Origin of the sequence: Psychrobacter sp. (assembly GCF_018260395.1) — a bacterium.
GTDB lineage: Bacteria > Pseudomonadota > Gammaproteobacteria > Pseudomonadales > Moraxellaceae > Psychrobacter.
The window spans coordinates 1-16,987 of record NZ_JAGLBC010000049.1 but is presented as its reverse complement, the minus strand read 5'-3'; the positions used below and the strand labels follow the sequence as shown (position 1 = coordinate 16,987).

Genomic DNA, 16,987 nt, shown 5'->3' with positions numbered 1-16,987 from the left:
CCCGGCGTGACAGGCCGGTATTCTAACCAACTGAACTACCGCTGCTTAGGTCGTATAACAGATTTAAACACTCTACTCATAATATAGAAAAGTGGTGGGTGATGACGGATTCGAACCGCCGACATTCTGCGTGTAAGGCAGACGCTCTACCAACTGAGCTAATCACCCTCGCTCTGTGGATGTGTATTATATAGAATATATACTTGGTGTCAAACCTTTTTTTAATAATTTTCTAATAATTCCATGATTGTCTAAATTAGTAAAATTATTAATGATACCTGGTTTGACATTCATTTATTTCATCAATAGTAATTGTTAAGAACTAAATAATAGCTGCATAGGTGAAATGCAGCTATTAATTAAATCCGTTTTTGAGTCAAATTATTAACGTTCACCTAGGCCTTCAGATAAGGTTTTGGTGATTGGCTTGGTTAGATAAGACAGGACACTGCGTTCCATAGCTTTGATATCTACGCTAGCTGTCATACCCGGCTTGATTACAATCTCATCACCACGACCAGCAAACTCTGCTTTACCAATTTTGATAAGAACGCGATAATAAGGCTGTTCTCCCTTAGGTGTGGTTTCTATAAGCGTATCTGGACTAATATAGGTTACCGTTCCATTCATAGCACCAAAGATTGAGAAATCATAGGCATCTAATTTAACAGAAGCTTTCTGACCTTCTTTAACATATGCAATATCTGCAGGACTCACTTTTGCTTCAATAATTAAATCACTACTGGTTGGTAAAAGCTCCATGATCACTTCACCAGGCTTAACTACACCACCAATAGTAGTAATGTTAATGTTGTTAACTTTACCATCTTGAGGAGACAATAGGCGTTTCTCTTGAAGGACTTGGGTACGATCTCGCAACTGCTCGAGTTCTGAGTCCAAATCCTCTTGCGCTTTGGTCATTTCGGCCTGAGCATCTTCGAAGTATTTATTTCGTTTATTATTTATTTGCGCCTTGATATCGGCAACTTGTCGTCGTAGCTTAATAACATCCGCCTGACTCACATCTCCGTACTGTAATAAAGGCTCATTCATATCCAGCTCTTTTTGAGCAAGAAGTAACATATCTTCTAATGAAGAAACGTCTTCATTAATAGCCTGTTTACGACGGTTATAGAGTTGAGTTTGGTTCTCGACATATTCAGGATACTTAAGAACATTTTGTGGGAAAGTTAAAGGCCGGTTGAAGATCTCAGCATTTAACCGTGCTAACTGTGCCTCTAAAGCCGCAGACTTAGAAGCAGAGCTATCAAATGCAGCTTTAGCACGTTCTTCTTCCAACACTACTAATAACTGTCCTTTTTTAACCTCATCCCCTTCTGAAACTAAAATATCAGTTAATACGCCACCGTCTGACGCTTGCACTTGCTGGGTTCTAGCACTGGCAATTACCGTCGCTTTGGCTCGAGTGACTTGGTCAATTTTCGCAAAGTAGGCCCAGACCAACAAGATACTAATCCCAATTAGGGCAATCCAGATAGTGAGACGAGCACGGCCAACTTTAGGCTTTGTGGGTGTATATTGATATTCTGACATGCCTATTTCTCTTCAGATGTGGGGTTAATGATAATGGTTTCGGGTTTGGCCTGTACTAATGGCTTATTTTGACCCGCTCCAGTATTTACAGCAGACGTTGCAGCAGTTTTTGCTTCAACATCTGCTATAGATTCAGTCACGTTAGACTCATTACCGGTATGTTCTGAAGCTGGTTTGATAATTATTTTGGGCTTAGCATTAGCAGTAGTTATGGTTTTATTTTGTGAACTATTTTCACTACTGCTCTGTGGATTTTGATTAATGCTATTTGGATTATTGCTATTAAGATTATTGTTATTTACAAATCCCTGTACCTCATTTGATTGAGCTTGAGGGGTAATAGGGTTTTGCGGAGCCTGAGGACTTTGTGGTGCTTGAGGATTTTGTGGTGCTTGAGGATTTTGAGGGTCATTAGGATTGCTAGAACTTGCTTCAATAGCAGCTTTTGGAGCTTGTTGCTGTGCTACTCTATCAGGACCACCTTGTTTCTTAGCTTGTTCATTTTGCATAAGCTGTTTAAGAACAGCGTCTTTGGCACCATCCATCACGATTTGATGATTATCCATGATTATTAAACGGTCTACCAAATCCAATAGGGCTGTTTTATGAGTAGATACTACTAAAGTTTGACCTTGCTGAAGTTCATTACGCAAAACTTGTATACAGCGCTGTTCTTGACGATTGTCCATAGAAGCAGTTGGCTCATCAATAAGCAGTACCGAAGGTTTTGTTAGCAATAAACGAGTAAAGGCTACTAGCTGCTTTTGACCTCCAGATAAGCCTCTTCCACCTTCACTAATTGGTAAATCTAAACCGCTAGAATGGTTGGCCACTAGATTAATTAAACCAGTTTTTTGTAAGGCATCGTGTAGTACATCATCTGTAGGAGCTGGCATACCAATTAATAAATTCTCTCGCAACGTACCTTGAAATAAGCGATGATCTTGTTGTAAATACCCAACTTGCTCACTTAAAGATTCACGACTAATTTGTTGAACATCTAACCCGTCTAATAAAATACGACCAGAAGTTGGAGCATATAAACCAGAAAGCAGTTTCAGTAAAGTTGATTTTCCTGAACCGATTGGTCCTAAAATTGCGATTCGCTCGCCTGGACGTATGATCAAACTTTTTATCATTACAGCAGGTCGATCATTGCCAACATAGTTAAATACCATGTCATCAACTTGATAATGCCCGCGTATCTTAGTTGGTGATAAAGGATAGTTCACGCCGTGGTTATCTTGTTCAAGCGCAAAGATAGACTCAATCATACTCTTAGCAGCTTTTGCATGAGAATATTGGACTAATAGGTTAGGAATAGACATCACTGGAGCCAATACCCGCCCACCTAGAATGGATGAAGCAATCAATCCACCCATAGTCATATCGCCCTTCATTACTACAAATGAGCCGACAATAACAATCCCTACATAACTAACTTGCTGTAGCATTTGCGCTGAATAACTTAAGTAGTCATTGGCATGCTTCATGTTCAAGTCATTTTTAATAGTAACGTTCATTACATCTAACCAGCGAGATAAGAACTTCCAGCTTCCTGCCCCTGCTTTAATGGTTTCGACACCTTCAACAGTTTCTACCAATAGACCTGTTTTATAATAAGAAGCGGAAGCCCCTTCAGCTGCAATGGCATCAATCTTTTTACGGGCGGTCAATCCCATAGCGATAGCAATAATGGCTGCTAAGATAGGAACCATGGCCACTAGTGGCGAAGCAATATAAGCAATAAGCACAATAAAGATAATAGTCATGGGCAAATCGACCATGCCAAATAAGGTGCTAGCAGTAAAAAAGCTACGTACTTGCTCGTACCCTCTTAACTGGGCTGCCATAGACCCTACCGAGCCTGGCATCTGATCAATACGTACTTTTAATAATCTTTGAAAGACTTCCCGTGACAAATATTGATCCAAACCAATCACAACCTTGTCCATAATCTTTGAACGAGCAAACTTCATCAATGCTTCAAAGATGATGATCAGGGCCACACCGCTGGCTAGAATAATTAGGGTATATTCGCTTCTGGTAGGAATTACGCGGTCATAAACCTGCATTGAAAATAAAGAAACCGCCAAAGCCAAAAAGTTAATTAAGAAAGAAGCAATCACTGCTTCAATGACTACCCCTTTATAACTTACTAGGTCTTTTTTTAATAACTGAGTAAAAGTAGCATTGCGCTTTTTGACGTGATCTTCTTTTAAACGCAAACGCATCACTAGCTTTAATTCATTTAAAGTAACAGCGCGAGTTTGCTCTTCTTGACGTAGGTTCCAAGCCCCTTGTGGGTTTTTACCATCGATAACTCCCCAACCATAACGGGCATGGAAGGCCATTAATGGTAAAAAGGCTGCGTCAGGCTGTTCGAGGATTTCTGGTGCTTCTTCAATTCCTAAGCCCCTGATTACTTCAACGAATCCGCCTAAACTATTGACGCCTCTACCCTCCTCTTCAGCTTTGGGGGTATCATGCTTTCTAATAACATCTTGAAGGCGAATATTATCAACCGGATAGCCTTGTTGACTCAAAATATGACGTAGTGCATCTGCTAACGACTTAGCTACAGAAGGTTCAGGTAAACTAGGCACTAACTCATGGTGTGACCCCATATGATCTGATTCAAAGTTGCCTGATTGATTTTGGTTAGTACTCATAATTATCACTTATTAATTTTTTATTCGTAAATAGCAAGTTAAACTATTTTACTTAGATTTTTTTGTTGCCACTGATCATTCATTAGTCATTAAGCTATTTGACTTTTTAGTTTCAACGACGCCTTGATCTTGTGGCTTAGTATTATCATCGATAGTCGTATCTGACTTTGGCTTTTCAATAGTCATATTTATAGGGTTGCCTTTATCGTCAATCATGATATAACCCCCTTGATTCAATTGCTGCTCAGCATATGCAGGCAGATTCAATTGGATATATTCATCCTGTGTTTGTGGCTGTTTTCCATAACCAAATTGCTGACTCTGGCTCTTGTTGTATTTACCACTAACCCATTCTTTTATGGGGTCTTTTACATTAAACATTTTCACAGGCTGACGGTTATGGGCGTAAACTTGCCACGGCATTTGACTAAAATCTACTTGCAATTTATAAAACGCCCCTAGAATATCAGAACGAGTTTGCACCAAGTTAACTTGATAATCACTTAACTCGCGCACTGCATTTAAAACCTCAAGCCATGATTTTCGACCAGCAATAAATTGGCGTTGATATGAATCCAGTACAATCTGAGCGCCCGCAACAGCTGATACCAAAGACAACTCACGACTTCTGGCACTGGCAAATTGCTGGTACTGAACTTGAATACTCTCCATTACATCACGTTGGGCAGCTTCTTTGTTCTGAATCAAACTGTTTACACGCGCTTCTGAAGCTCGGGTCAAAGCAAGGTTTGAAAATCCAGCACCAGGTTGATAATTTAAGCCGACATAAAATTGACCATTATCTTTATTGGTATCATGGTCATAGGTGTGTTTATATTCAGCATAAACCACTGGAAATTTGCTAGCACTCTGTGCTTTAACTTCTTGCTTAGCAGATTCGATTTGGTAAAACTCTTTTACCACATTAGGGTTATAAAAACTGGCTTCATTAAAAGCCAATTTTTCAAACCCTGCAGAAGCTAATTTTACCTGATCTACTAAAACATTTAGCTGCGGTATACTATTTTCACTGCCACGAGGTAAGGGTTGACCCGTAATTTGTTGCAAGCGAGCTTCTGCGATATGCTGTTGTTCTTTTGCCGCTTCATAGGCATTGGTTTCTTGTAAAATACGGTTGGTGACCAAGTCTAATTCAATACGGGCTGAAACCCCTTGACTGACTCGGCGCTGCATCATCTCTTCAAACTTACGCAGTTGTGTAATGGTTTCAAGATAAACTCTTTGCTGTGCTACAGCAGCAATATAAGTCTGCCAAGCTTGAATAGTGGTTTTAGCCACTTGGTTTTGCTGAGCATAAATATTTTCTGTAGCCGCTTTATCATCGAATATGGCTTGATTGACATTCGCCGTCAATTTACCACCCGTCCACAACGGTTGACGAATCCCCACTTCAGATACCATATCGTTATTACTACCATAGCTAGTAGTAAAGCTTGGTGTGGGTAATAAGTTAAGCTTAGCCGCATTTATGCCTTCAATTGTGGCCTGTTGCTCGGCTCTTGCAGAGCCCACTAAGGGATGCGTCTCAATGGCCTGAGAAATAAGTGAATTGATCTGAACATCAGTTACTACTGTGCTAGATTGAGCAGGCAGACTGTAACCAATTAATAGACTCAAAGCCAAAATTAGTTTATTTTTTTTATAGCTAGACATCATAATTTATTAACTTATTGTATGAAGGATAATGCGACTATGAGGTATTAATAATAAAGAATCGTATGTCATTAAAACCAATAATGCAGAATTAAATGCATTGTTAATATAAGGAATTATATTGCAATAATACTACATTATGAGTACATGCAGTCATTAATCTTTAACTCTTATTTACAATTAATGTTAGTATAAATCATAGTTCCAATATTAATTTGATTATTAAATTGAGTTGATTATATTCCGAATTTAGCGTTATTAATACGATTTTTTAAATATAATAGCCTGTTGATCATTCATTTAGTCAATGTATAATTCGCATAAAATTAACATTAAATAGAATGAGCTTTGAAATTGTTCAAGTTTTATTATGCTCAAAATCAAATACTTTAATAAAGAACTTTTAGTTTTTGAGTAACGGCTGCAAAACCTCTCCTATGGTATGGAATGATCCACAAACCAAAATTAGGTCTTGCTCACTTGAATCTTCAATAACCTTAGCACTAATAGTAGCCAAATTGTCGTAGTTGACAACATTGTGCTGCTGGTTATGTTGTAATATGACCAAAATCTGTTCGGTTGACGCTGCTCTAGGATGATCTATCTGAGCTATATGCCAAGTTTTAATAGGCAGTTGTGTGTCAACAACAAGTTTAACCACCTGCTCTATATCTTTATCAGCCAGCATAGAAAAGATAATATGTAATTCAGCTTTGGGATAAAGTATTTTATGTTGTTGCCAAAACGGTTTAAATTGATTTAATAAAAATTCCATGCCACGCTCATTGTGCGCCACATCGAACAACCAATGCCGTCCAGCAAATTGTCTAGCGTCAAAACGTCCATCAAGTTTGACAGCTTTTAAACCAGCATTAATATGCTCAGGGCTAATGATTAACTTACTAGCGAGTAAAGCTGCTATTGCATTAACGCTGTTAATTAATGAAAGTTTGGGTTTTGGCAGTTGTAAAGTAATAGCAGCACTACTAAACTGCCATTCTTTATCTTGCTCGACAAAATCGTAATCTTTACCCACTTGATAATAGGGACAATTTAACTCTTGAATTTTGGTGAGCACAGAGCGCGGCATGTCGCTATCACCATAGACTAAAGGTATGTTTTCACGCAAAATTCCCGCTTTTTCATAGCCAATTTTCTCTCGGTTATCTCCTAGCCAGTCTACATGATCGATATCAATATTGGTAATAACAGCTAAGTCTGGATTAACAATATTCACCACATCCAAGCGGCCACCCAGACCAACCTCTAATACCCACACATCACAATCAGCTTCAGCAAAAATTAGCATGGCAGCCAACGTGGTCATCTCGAAGAAAGACAAGGTCAACTCACAGACCAATCTTGCTTGCTCTACTTTATAAAAAGCATCAATTAATACCTCATCGCCCACTGGATGACCATTAATGCGCACTCGCTCATTAAAGTCTATTAAATGGGGCGATTGGTAAAGCGCAGTTTTATAACCCGCTTGTTGACAAATTTCACTGATAACAGCTGTGGTAGACCCTTTGCCATTGGTTCCTGCAACTGTAAATACGTAAGCATCATCTTTAGCAGATTGCACCAACCCTAAATAGTTTGCTACAGGCATTACTCGAGACAAACCCATATCTATTGCGGTGACATGAATCTGCTGCATATAATAAATCCAGTCTGATAGAGGACTGGATTGGTTTGGAATAGTTTCAGGTGTGGGAGGATTAAGATTCTGAGAAGCTAATTTATTGTTTAGTGAGCTATTGTCTAAAAGGTTATTGTCAAATTGGTTGTTATCTAAAGATTTATTAGTCACGATGTCTCTCAACGAGTAGAAAAGCCAGTTAAGGATATGTTAAATTTATCAAATAATAATTAAAAACTTAAATATGCATAAGCTTGGCCAATAAACGATATACCGTATCATTAAGTTGATGACGATGAACCACTTGGTCAATCACGCCATGTTCTAATAAATACTCTGCACGTTGAAACGGCTCTTCTAAGGTTTCGCGAACCGTCTGTTCAATAACCCGCTTGCCAGCAAATCCAATCATGGCTTTTGGCTCTGCAATATGGATATCACCAAGCATAGCCAATGATGCAGTTACTCCGCCATAAACAGGGTTAGTAAGAACCACCATGTAGGGCACCCCTGCCAAACGTAATCTCTCTATGGCAGCTCCGGTTCGCGCCATCTGCATTAATGACAATACGCCTTCTTGCATTCTAGCACCACCAGATGCTGCAAAACATACCAGTGGTATCTTATGCTCCAAGGCTAGCTCAGCCGCCTCAACAAAACGATCGCCAACCACTGATCCCATTGACCCCCCCATAAAGCGAAAGTCAAATGCACAAGCAACCATAGTTAAGTCACGCAGTTTGCCTTTAAACACAATCAGCGCTTCGCTCTCGCCGGTTTTGTCCTGCATTTGAAGCATACGATGAGGATAAGGTTTGCTATCTACAAATTTAAGAGGATCACCGGTGGTAAACTGTTGTCCTAATTCGTTATCAATCTGATCTAGAAAGTCTGCCAAACGTTCGCGAGCAGTCATCGCTAAATGGTGATCACAATGCGGGCATACGTAGCTATTAAAAATTAAAGCAGTATTGGTAATCATTGAATGACATTGGGGACACTGCGTAGACGGTTCTGTTTCCACCGCAGTTAACTGCGGCAAACTGTGACGCTTAACTCTAGGCACAGGGCGAGACAGCCAGGTGTTTGATTGCAGCATTTCACCAGCTGAGGTACTTTCTGGTTTAAACCCACCATCTTTAAAACTGCTATCTTTAAAGGCGCAGTCAGCAGATTTTTCAGCAGTTTTAGTCTTAGGCAGTTTGTTATTAGTAGTCATAGGCACATTAAATCAATATAAAAAAAATGTCATTGTCGATAGGTGATTTGGTTATGCCAATTGATCTAATGCTTGACGCAGCTCATTCATTTTTTGCATAATCTTGACTTGTGCAGCAGCAATTTCTTCTGTACTGGACGTGCTGTCCAAACCAGTAAAGTTCTTCACCAGTTCACTGCCAACAATTACCCCATCAGCATTCTGACCGATAGCAGCAGCAGACTCCCCATCACGAATACCAAATCCTACACAAATAGGTAAACCCGTTTCTTGTTTAATGGCCTTAACTTGCTCAGCTACTGCAGAAGTATCAATGCTTGCAGAGCCTGTAACCCCTTTTAATGATACATAGTAAATATAGCCACTACAATGAGTCATAACTTGTTTACGACGCTCAGGCAACGTGGTTGGTGATAATAAGAAAATCTTATTCATATTATGTTGTGCCAAGCGCTCTACAAAATTACCGGACTCAGCAGGTGGCAAATCTACAACCAAAACACCATCTACACCAGACTCAGCACATAGACGAATAAATTCATCATACCCTATAATTTCAATGGGATTTAAATATCCCATTAAAATGATTGGGGTAGAGCTATTTGTCTCACGAAATTTCTTAACCATTGCTAAAGCTTGATGAGTACTCGTTCCACCTGCCAGAGCTCGCTCGCCAGCCAAAGCAACGGTTGGACCATCAGCCATAGGATCAGAGAATGGCAGACCCACTTCGATCATATCAGCCCCATGAGCGACTAGGTCATTTAGCACTCCGACAAAGCTATCAGCAGTTGGGTCGCCTGCCATAACATAAGGGATTAAGGCTTTTTTATTTTGCTGTTTTAAAATTTCAAATGTGGTTTCAATTCGGGTCATACTATTCCCTTAATAAATACTTTTTTAGATATTAACTGACTTGTAGTTTCATTTAGTGTCATATTTGGCTAACCAATGCTAAAGCTCAATCCCTTCGGCCTGCATCACAGAATGCAAATCTTTATCGCCACGTCCCGACATATTGACGATAATTGACTGCTCAGGGGTCATGGTTTTTGCAAGCTGTAAGCCATAATATACCGCATGTGCCGATTCTAACGCAGGAATAATGCCTTCTTTATGCGTTACTTCATGGAAGCCCTCAAGCGCCTGTTTATCGGTACAACCAACATACTCGACACGCTTAATATCTTTTAAGAAGCTATGCTCAGGACCCACACCTGGATAGTCTAGTCCAGCTGAAATTGAATGCGTCTCAAGAATCTGACCTTCATCATCCGCCATCAAATAAGTACGGTTACCATGTAGCACCCCTACTCGGCCTTTGGCCAATGGCGCTGAATGGCGATCGGTATCTAAGCCATCACCTGTGGCTTCAACACCATAGATTTTGACATCTTTATCATTTAGGAAATCATAAAATAGACCAATCGCATTCGAGCCACCACCTACGCAAGCCACTAAAGCGTCAGGTAATTTACCTGTCTTTTCTAAATGCTGAATACGCGCCTCTTTGCCGATAATCGCTTGAAAATCACGAACCAATAATGGATACGGATGCGGACCAGCGCAAGTACCGATAATATAGTACGTGGTATCAACATTGGTGACCCAATCGCGCATCGCCTCATTCATTGCATCTTTTAGAGTGCGGGAGCCCGAGGTTACTGGTACAACCTTAGTGCCAAGCAAACGCATACGATACACGTTCATTTTTTGGCGCTCTACATCATCGGCGCCCATATAAACAATACACTCAAGACCCAAACGCGCGGCAATGGTCGCTGTTGCCACGCCATGTTGGCCGGCGCCAGTCTCTGCGATAATACGCTTCTTACCTGACATTTTGGCGAGTAATGCCTGCCCAATGGTATTGTTGACTTTATGCGCGCCCGTATGGTTTAAGTCTTCACGCTTAAAATAAATCTGCGCCCCGCCAATCTCATCACTGAGCCGCTTGGCATGATACAACGGCGTCGGACGACCCACATAGTTGACCAAATCATTGTGATACTCTTCCCAAAACTTGGGATCTTGCTTCACTTGATAGTATAGCGTCTCAAGCTCTTCTAACGCCGCCATTAGCGTTTCGGAAACAAATCGGCCACCGTGGATACCAAAATGGCCACTGGCATCAGGATATTGATTAAAATTGTCTATATTCTCTACTTCATCGTTGTGCAGTACGTTGTCAAAATTGTTCATAGATATTCACTCTAATCAAGATAAGCGGTAAGGTGTTATAAAAAGGTAAAGGTGGCTATTTATATTTAGTAGCTATTTATATTTAGTAGCTATTTTAATTAAATAGCAAATGCGATCATTATAAGAGTTTAACACTCAAAGTGAAATTTAGGTTTGGTAAACTTTTTACGGTTAATTTATTTCTGCCAAGACACTCTTAGCAAACTTTATTTAATAGCTATTAAGTTATTACAATAAACTTAAACCTAATAATATTTGATTGCCTTAATAAAAGCTTTCATTTTAGATGAATCTTTAACACCTTTAGCCGACTCAATACCCCCACTAACATCTACCGCTTGAATGGGCAGATTAAGCGTATCGCTAACATTATCAGGTGTTAATCCCCCTGCAAGAATAATAGGCAAGCTTGCATTATTTGGAATAAGTGACCAATCAAAACGCTCACCCGTGCCACCATAACTATCTTTATGATAGGCATCGAGCAATATACTGCTGGCACCAGCCTCAGCATAATCATTTATTTTAGCGTTAATGCTGTCTAACTCTTGCAACTCCTTGGAAGCTTTACCAATACGCAGCGCTTTAATCCAACGTTTATTTACCTTACTGGCTAACTGTTGGCACTCCTCGGCAGTCTCATCACCGTGAAACTGAATCACATCAAACGGCACAGTAGCCGCCAATTCGACCAGCTCTTCCTCCCCCATATTGACAACCAAAGCGACGACGCTGACAAACGCAGGTACATGCTTAGTGAGTTCTTTGGCATGCTCAGAGGTAATGGCTCGTGGACTCGGTGGATAAAATACAAAGCCTAACGCATCTGCGCCAAGCATAACCGCATTTTTAATATCCTCAAGGCGTGTAAATCCACAAAATTTGACCTGCATAATTTTATAAAATCCTTAAAACAACATTTTTACTAAAGTCAGTCAGCTAAATACTGCTTATCCTAGCATATATTGAATCATTATTAGCATTACTCGCTGAAGGTTAGTTTATGACGTCTTATGTGCCTACTATTGAACCAATTATTAAACCAAAAAAATATTTGATGTGGTTTCGACGTGACCTACGTGTCCATGATAATACTGCTTTAACTATGTTATTTGATGACGTTAACCAAATATTAAGCAACGACATTAATGAATCAGTACCACCAATTTTAGCCGTATATACGATAACGCCTAAGCAATGGCTTGAGCATGATATGTCATTGGTGCAAATGGACTTTATTTTTAGAACCTTAAAGCAACTCGCCACAACCTTATTTATCAAGTTAGGTATACCCTTAAAAATTATAAACTCAGATACTTTTACTAATAGCGTTACAGCTATTAAAGAGCTATGTACTACGCAGTCTATCACCCATGTCTTTGCCAATATCGAATATGAAAGTAATGAACAGGCAAGAGACAGCCTATTAGATAAGCTGCTTGATAAACATAACATAAAATTCAACCGCTATCATGATCAATGTATCTTAACCCCGAACACGATTAAGACTGGCGATGATTCTATGTACAAAGTCTTCACCCCTTTTTATAAAAAGTGGCAGTCTATTTTAGAGGCAAGTCCTGTTCAAGTATATCCTGTTCCCGTTGCAATAAATAAGACAGCTACATCAAGTGACGATGAACATTTAAAGATGCTATTAAAAACCATTGATAGCTACCATGAGCAAACCATTGAGCTATTTAAGCTATATTATGGAATAAAACAATCTACTGTTGACGCTATACTTAAAAATACTTATGAAGATTATCCGGCAGGCGAAAGCCAAGCACAAAAGCGACTTAAAGAGTTCGTCAAAGAAGATATTGTTAACTACAATACTGCTCGAGATAAACCTGCGTTAATGGCTACCAGCCAAATGTCAGCGTATTTAACTGTCGGTAGTATTAGCGCACGAGTGTGTTATCATCAGGCGAATAAATTGCTTAATGCGTTCAATCAAGCAAATACAAAGGGAGAATCAGAAACTTCCCAGACCGATATCGAACGCTGGATTAGTGAGCTGGCTTGGCGTGATTTCTATCGGCATGTCATCAGTTATCGCCCCGACATCTTAAAAGGTAGCGCTTATAAAATAGTTACAGATAAAAAAGTTGAGTGGTCTTACGATAATGATGACTTCAAAAAATGGTGTGAAGGCAGAACTGGTGTACCTTTAGTGGATGCAGCGATGCGTTGTCTTAATGCGACTGGCTTTATGCACAATAGACTACGCATGGTAACAGCGATGTTTTTGACCAAAGATTTGTTAATTGATTGGAGACTGGGTGAACGCTACTTTATGCAGCATCTTATAGACGGCGATTTTGCGTCAAATAATGGAGGATGGCAATGGAGTGCCTCCACAGGGGTTGATGCGTCGCCTTATTTTCGAATTATGAATCCGTTTAGCCAAGCTAAGACGCATGATGAAAAAGCTATTTTTATTAAAACTTGGCTTCCAGAGCTTAGAGACATGCCTCCCACAATATTGCATGATGAGGCAAAACTTAGACAAGCCTTAAGTACTAAGGGCAAATTTGCCAATGTTGACTACCCTCAACCTATGGTAGAGCATAAACAAGCCCGCCTTTATGCCATTCAACAGTTTAAACAACAGTGAAAACATTTATATGATAGTAAGAGTTAGTAAGCCCCTCACTTAAATACTTATAATGCTTGTATCGCTATAATTTAATTTATAGGTTGACAAGCGCCAGCACCTTGAGTGTTCACACTGACTTTGGCACCTGTCATTGCAAATAAATGCTGCATTTCTTTTTTGGCATTGGTTTCAGCCTGCTGCATTACACCATCAGCACAGGCACGTTTTAACACTTCTTTTTTGGCGCTTGCTTGAGCTTGAGCTAAAATTTCAGGTTCGGCTTTACCCATTCCAAAGAAGCCACCTGATTGCCAATCGTAAACTTCAATATCATCTAAGTAAACCGTAAAAATTTGTGCAGGCGGTAAGGTAATCATTAAATTGGGCATGAGCGTAATAGGTTTGTCTTCATTACCATGGGCTGCTGCTTCAGCCTTTGCCGCCTCAATTTGTGCTTGAGTAGGCTCAGTAACTCGCACCATTTCTGGACTGAGTTCACTTAAATCTACCCCAGCTACTACGCGTCCCCGTGCGATAAACAAGCCTTTTTGCTCATCCTGCCATAAACGTTGCCAGCTACCTTGTTGCTCGCTAGTAATTACGGTATCAACATTATAGGCAACCGTTTCTAACCGATTTAACTGCTGAATTTTACTAACAACACCTTCACGACTTACCGTTTGGATTTGAGGCGTCTTGTCTTTAAAGAACTGTTGCCATAACAAAACGCTCAATAAAATCAAAATGAGCATGAAGATTAGCTTCAGCCACACTCGATTGGTTTGGACAGTGTTTTGTGTTTTATTATTCATAATAAGCCATCATCAGGTTATAATAGTTAACGTTATAGAATCATTGTAAGCCTAGTGTTGCTTGAGTCTTACTATATCCAATAAGCACACTAATGTCTGCTTCAATTAAGTATTAAAGTAAATTTTTTCAACTTAAATACCGTCCTAAAAGACATGAATCTCACATTAAATATACTGACAATTAAAAAAGTGATTGCGTCAGTCGTCGAGTTTACCTAACATAGGCAGGTTAAAGCGAATAATTTGCACTTATTTCATTTGCATCGTAGCATCCATTTTATTACTTTATTTGATTACTTTATAAAGTTAATTTAAGGGGTTTTACTTAAGGTGCTTTTATTGTATTGATTAATTTTTTAGTTTTGTTGCAGTTAATGTTATCGTTAACAATCCTTGAACTATATTGAGTAAAGTCGAGTCAGTTATGAGAGCCAGCCAGTTTTTATTTGCTACCCTAAAAGAAAACCCAAGCGATGCGGATATCGTATCGAGCCAACTTATGGTGCGTGCCGGCCTTATTCGTAAGCTAGCTTCAGGTCTATATGTTTGGTTACCTATGGGGCTGAAGGTGTTGCAAAAAGTTGAAAAAATTGTGCGTGAAGAGATGGGAAATATTGGCGCACAAGAAGTACTTATGCCTATGACTCAGCCGGCTGAACTGTGGCAGGAGTCAGGACGCTTTGAAGATTATGGCCCCGAACTGCTCCGATTCACTGACAGACATAATCGTGACTTCGTACTAGGCCCTACTCACGAAGAAGTCATCACTGATTTAGCACGTGGCGAATTACGCAGCTATAAACAGTTACCAGTTACTTTTTTTCAAATTCAAAGTAAATTCCGTGATGAAATTCGCCCTCGCTTTGGTATTATGCGAGCTCGCGAATTTACTATGAAAGATGCTTATTCTTTCCATATTGATCAAGCTTCATTAGAGGTAACCTATCAACAGATGTATGATGCCTATACTCGCATTTTTCAACGACTAGGTTTAAATTTCCGTGCGGTATTGGCAGATACAGGTTCAATTGGTGGCTCTGCCTCTCACGAATTCCATGTGTTGGCTGGCAGTGGTGAAGATGCTATTGCCTTCTCAGACGGTTCAGATTATGCGGCAAACGTTGAGTTGGCAGAAGCAGTTTGCAATGATGAACGTGCTGCGGCTTCTCAAGCTCGTACAAACGTAGACACCCCCAAGATTCAAACCAATGAAGACTTGGCTAAGTTCTTGAATATTCCACTTAATACTACTGTTAAAACGTTAATTGTCAAAGGTCATTGTATTAATGAAGATGGCTCTGAAGGCGATGAACATTTGGTGGCATTAGTGGTTCGTGGTGATCATACGCTTAATGAGATTAAAGCGGAAAAAATTGCTGAAGTGGCCACACCACTGACTTTTGCTACTGAAGAAGAATTAAAAGCTGCCGGTTTGAAAAAAGGCTATATAGGTGTGGATTTAGACATACCTGTTTATGTAGACCGAGCCGCTGCAGCCATGAGCGACTTTGTGTCAGGTGCCAATGAATATGATATGCATACTACAGGTATGAACTGGGATCGTGATGCTACCATTACTGCGGTGGTAGACATCCGTAACGTTGTTGAAGGTGATCCGTCTCCAGATGGCAAAGGCACTTTAAGTATCAAACGTGGCATAGAAGTGGGTCATATTTTTCAGCTTGGCAATAAATATTCTAAAGCTTTAAATTGTACAGTTATGGGTGAAGACGGCAAGCCGGTAACATTAACTATGGGCTGTTATGGTATCGGTGTCAGCCGTATTATTGCAGCTGCTATTGAGCAGAATCATGATGATAACGGTATTATCTGGGCTAAAACTCCCGATATTCAAGACTCTATTGCCCCATTTGATATTGCCATTGTACCGATGAAGTCAAAAGAAGAAACAGTAACGATGGTTGCTGAAGCTTTATACCAAGAGCTAAAAGCTAAAGGTTATAATGTCATTATTGATGATCGAAATGAGAGACCTGGTGTGAAGTTTGCTGATCTTGAGCTTATTGGTATCCCGCATCGTATTATTGTTTCTGACCGTAACTTAAGCGAGGAAAAATATGAATATGTCAATCGCCGCGATGGTGAAAAGCTTTTGCTTAGTCGAGATGAAGTCATCTCTAAGATAGTTAACAACGGTTAGTCATTGGAGTTTTTTTAATAAGCAGATTTTATTGAGTTAAATAAGAACCTCTATCTCGTTTTTAGTCCCAACTGTGTCACATTGTTAAGGGTTCTAAATCAATGATCGAGGTTCTTTTTTAGTGGGTTTTATATGCTGCTCTACTCATGAAGCCTACCGTATAGACAGTACAATTTTTATCAAAAAAACTATTATTCGTTAATATTATGAATTGTAACTATCGACAATATTTTTTTAATTAAAGGTATTTAGAGGTATAATTATTGCCCATTTATTTCTAACATGCAGATTTTTTTATGTTAATGACTTAACGAGTATGACTAAATCTGTAAAAATAAAATGATGACAATATCAATCAAATCAAACTATTCATCATCCGCCAATTCATGAAAGTTAATGAATACAAAATACTTAATAAACTGAGGTGATTATGCAATTTGCTATTATAG

The 16,987-nt window shown here is 39.5% G+C and carries 11 protein-coding genes and 1 tRNA gene; 2 read left to right on the top strand and 10 right to left on the bottom strand.

All coding sequences use genetic code 11. The features are described 5' to 3' along the window. Positions 1–92: 92 nt before the first annotated feature. The 9 genes from QZ265_RS05545 to QZ265_RS05505 all read right to left on the bottom strand — a co-directional run bounded on the left by QZ265_RS05545 (position 93) and on the right by QZ265_RS05505 (position 11,856). Positions 93–168, bottom strand: a tRNA-Val gene (locus QZ265_RS05545). Between the two features lie 216 nt (positions 169–384). Next, the gene (locus tag QZ265_RS05540) at positions 385–1,554 is read right to left on the bottom strand and encodes an HlyD family efflux transporter periplasmic adaptor subunit (RefSeq protein ID WP_296404196.1); all 1,170 of its coding nucleotides are present in this window, start codon (positions 1,552–1,554) and stop codon (positions 385–387) included. A gap of 2 nt (positions 1,555–1,556) precedes the next feature. Then, positions 1,557–4,226, bottom strand: a complete 2,670-nt coding sequence (locus tag QZ265_RS05535) for a type I secretion system permease/ATPase (protein ID WP_296404194.1) — start codon at positions 4,224–4,226, stop codon at positions 1,557–1,559. Between the two features lie 75 nt (positions 4,227–4,301). Then, positions 4,302–5,903: a TolC family protein gene (locus tag QZ265_RS05530; RefSeq protein WP_296404192.1), complete on the bottom strand. Its 1,602-nt coding sequence runs from the start codon at positions 5,901–5,903 to the stop codon at positions 4,302–4,304. Between the two features lie 400 nt (positions 5,904–6,303). Then, positions 6,304–7,602 carry a bifunctional tetrahydrofolate synthase/dihydrofolate synthase gene (gene folC / locus QZ265_RS05525; RefSeq protein ID WP_296404200.1) on the bottom strand — a complete coding sequence of 433 codons (1,299 nt, stop codon included), beginning with the start codon at positions 7,600–7,602 and terminating at the stop codon, positions 6,304–6,306. 178 nt (positions 7,603–7,780) lie between these two features. Further along, positions 7,781–8,641, bottom strand: a complete 861-nt coding sequence (gene accD, locus QZ265_RS05520) for an acetyl-CoA carboxylase, carboxyltransferase subunit beta (protein ID WP_296404198.1) — start codon at positions 8,639–8,641, stop codon at positions 7,781–7,783. A 171-nt stretch (positions 8,642–8,812) separates the two neighbouring features. After that, complete coding sequence (gene trpA, locus QZ265_RS05515; RefSeq protein ID WP_296404191.1) at positions 8,813–9,637, bottom strand: tryptophan synthase subunit alpha; 825 nt, start codon at positions 9,635–9,637, stop codon at positions 8,813–8,815. Positions 9,638–9,715: 78 nt separating this feature from the next. Continuing rightward, the gene (trpB, locus tag QZ265_RS05510; RefSeq protein ID WP_296404189.1) at positions 9,716–10,963 is read right to left on the bottom strand and encodes a tryptophan synthase subunit beta; all 1,248 of its coding nucleotides are present in this window, start codon (positions 10,961–10,963) and stop codon (positions 9,716–9,718) included. A 245-nt stretch (positions 10,964–11,208) separates the two neighbouring features. Next, positions 11,209–11,856 (bottom strand): phosphoribosylanthranilate isomerase, encoded by a 648-nt coding sequence (locus QZ265_RS05505; protein ID WP_296404187.1) that lies wholly within the window; start codon positions 11,854–11,856, stop codon positions 11,209–11,211. 110 nt (positions 11,857–11,966) lie between these two features. On the opposite strand from QZ265_RS05505, the gene QZ265_RS05500 reads away from it, so the two are divergent. After that, positions 11,967–13,583 carry an FAD-binding domain-containing protein gene (locus tag QZ265_RS05500; RefSeq protein ID WP_296404186.1) on the top strand — a complete coding sequence of 539 codons (1,617 nt, stop codon included), beginning with the start codon at positions 11,967–11,969 and terminating at the stop codon, positions 13,581–13,583. 71 nt (positions 13,584–13,654) lie between these two features. Here the strand turns inward: QZ265_RS05500 and QZ265_RS05495 are convergent, their stop codons facing one another. Then, positions 13,655–14,377, bottom strand: coding sequence for a DUF4230 domain-containing protein (locus QZ265_RS05495; RefSeq protein WP_296404184.1), 723 nt, complete (start codon positions 14,375–14,377; stop codon positions 13,655–13,657). A gap of 424 nt (positions 14,378–14,801) precedes the next feature. Here QZ265_RS05495 and QZ265_RS05490 point away from each other — a divergent pair, with 424 nt between their 5' ends. After that, complete coding sequence (locus QZ265_RS05490; protein ID WP_296404182.1) at positions 14,802–16,538, top strand: proline--tRNA ligase; 1,737 nt, start codon at positions 14,802–14,804, stop codon at positions 16,536–16,538. Positions 16,539–16,987: the final 449 nt, after the last annotated feature.

Bases quoted from the DNA above. Each gene is read 5' to 3' on its own strand.
- QZ265_RS05540 (WP_296404196.1), bottom strand. From the start codon at position 1,554: ATGTCAGAATATCAATATACACCCACAAAGCCTAAAGTTGGCCGTGCT.
- QZ265_RS05535 (WP_296404194.1), bottom strand. From the start codon at position 4,226: ATGAGTACTAACCAAAATCAATCAGGCAACTTTGAATCAGATCATATG.
- QZ265_RS05530 (WP_296404192.1), bottom strand. From the start codon at position 5,903: ATGATGTCTAGCTATAAAAAAAATAAACTAATTTTGGCTTTGAGTCTA.
- accD (WP_296404198.1), bottom strand. From the start codon at position 8,641: ATGCTGCAATCAAACACCTGGCTGTCTCGCCCTGTGCCTAGAGTTAAG.
- trpA (WP_296404191.1), bottom strand. From the start codon at position 9,637: ATGACCCGAATTGAAACCACATTTGAAATTTTAAAACAGCAAAATAAA.
- trpB (WP_296404189.1), bottom strand. From the start codon at position 10,963: ATGAACAATTTTGACAACGTACTGCACAACGATGAAGTAGAGAATATA.
- QZ265_RS05505 (WP_296404187.1), bottom strand. From the start codon at position 11,856: ATGCAGGTCAAATTTTGTGGATTTACACGCCTTGAGGATATTAAAAAT.
- QZ265_RS05500 (WP_296404186.1), top strand. From the start codon at position 11,967: ATGACGTCTTATGTGCCTACTATTGAACCAATTATTAAACCAAAAAAA.
- QZ265_RS05495 (WP_296404184.1), bottom strand. From the start codon at position 14,377: ATGAATAATAAAACACAAAACACTGTCCAAACCAATCGAGTGTGGCTG.
- QZ265_RS05490 (WP_296404182.1), top strand. From the start codon at position 14,802: ATGAGAGCCAGCCAGTTTTTATTTGCTACCCTAAAAGAAAACCCAAGC.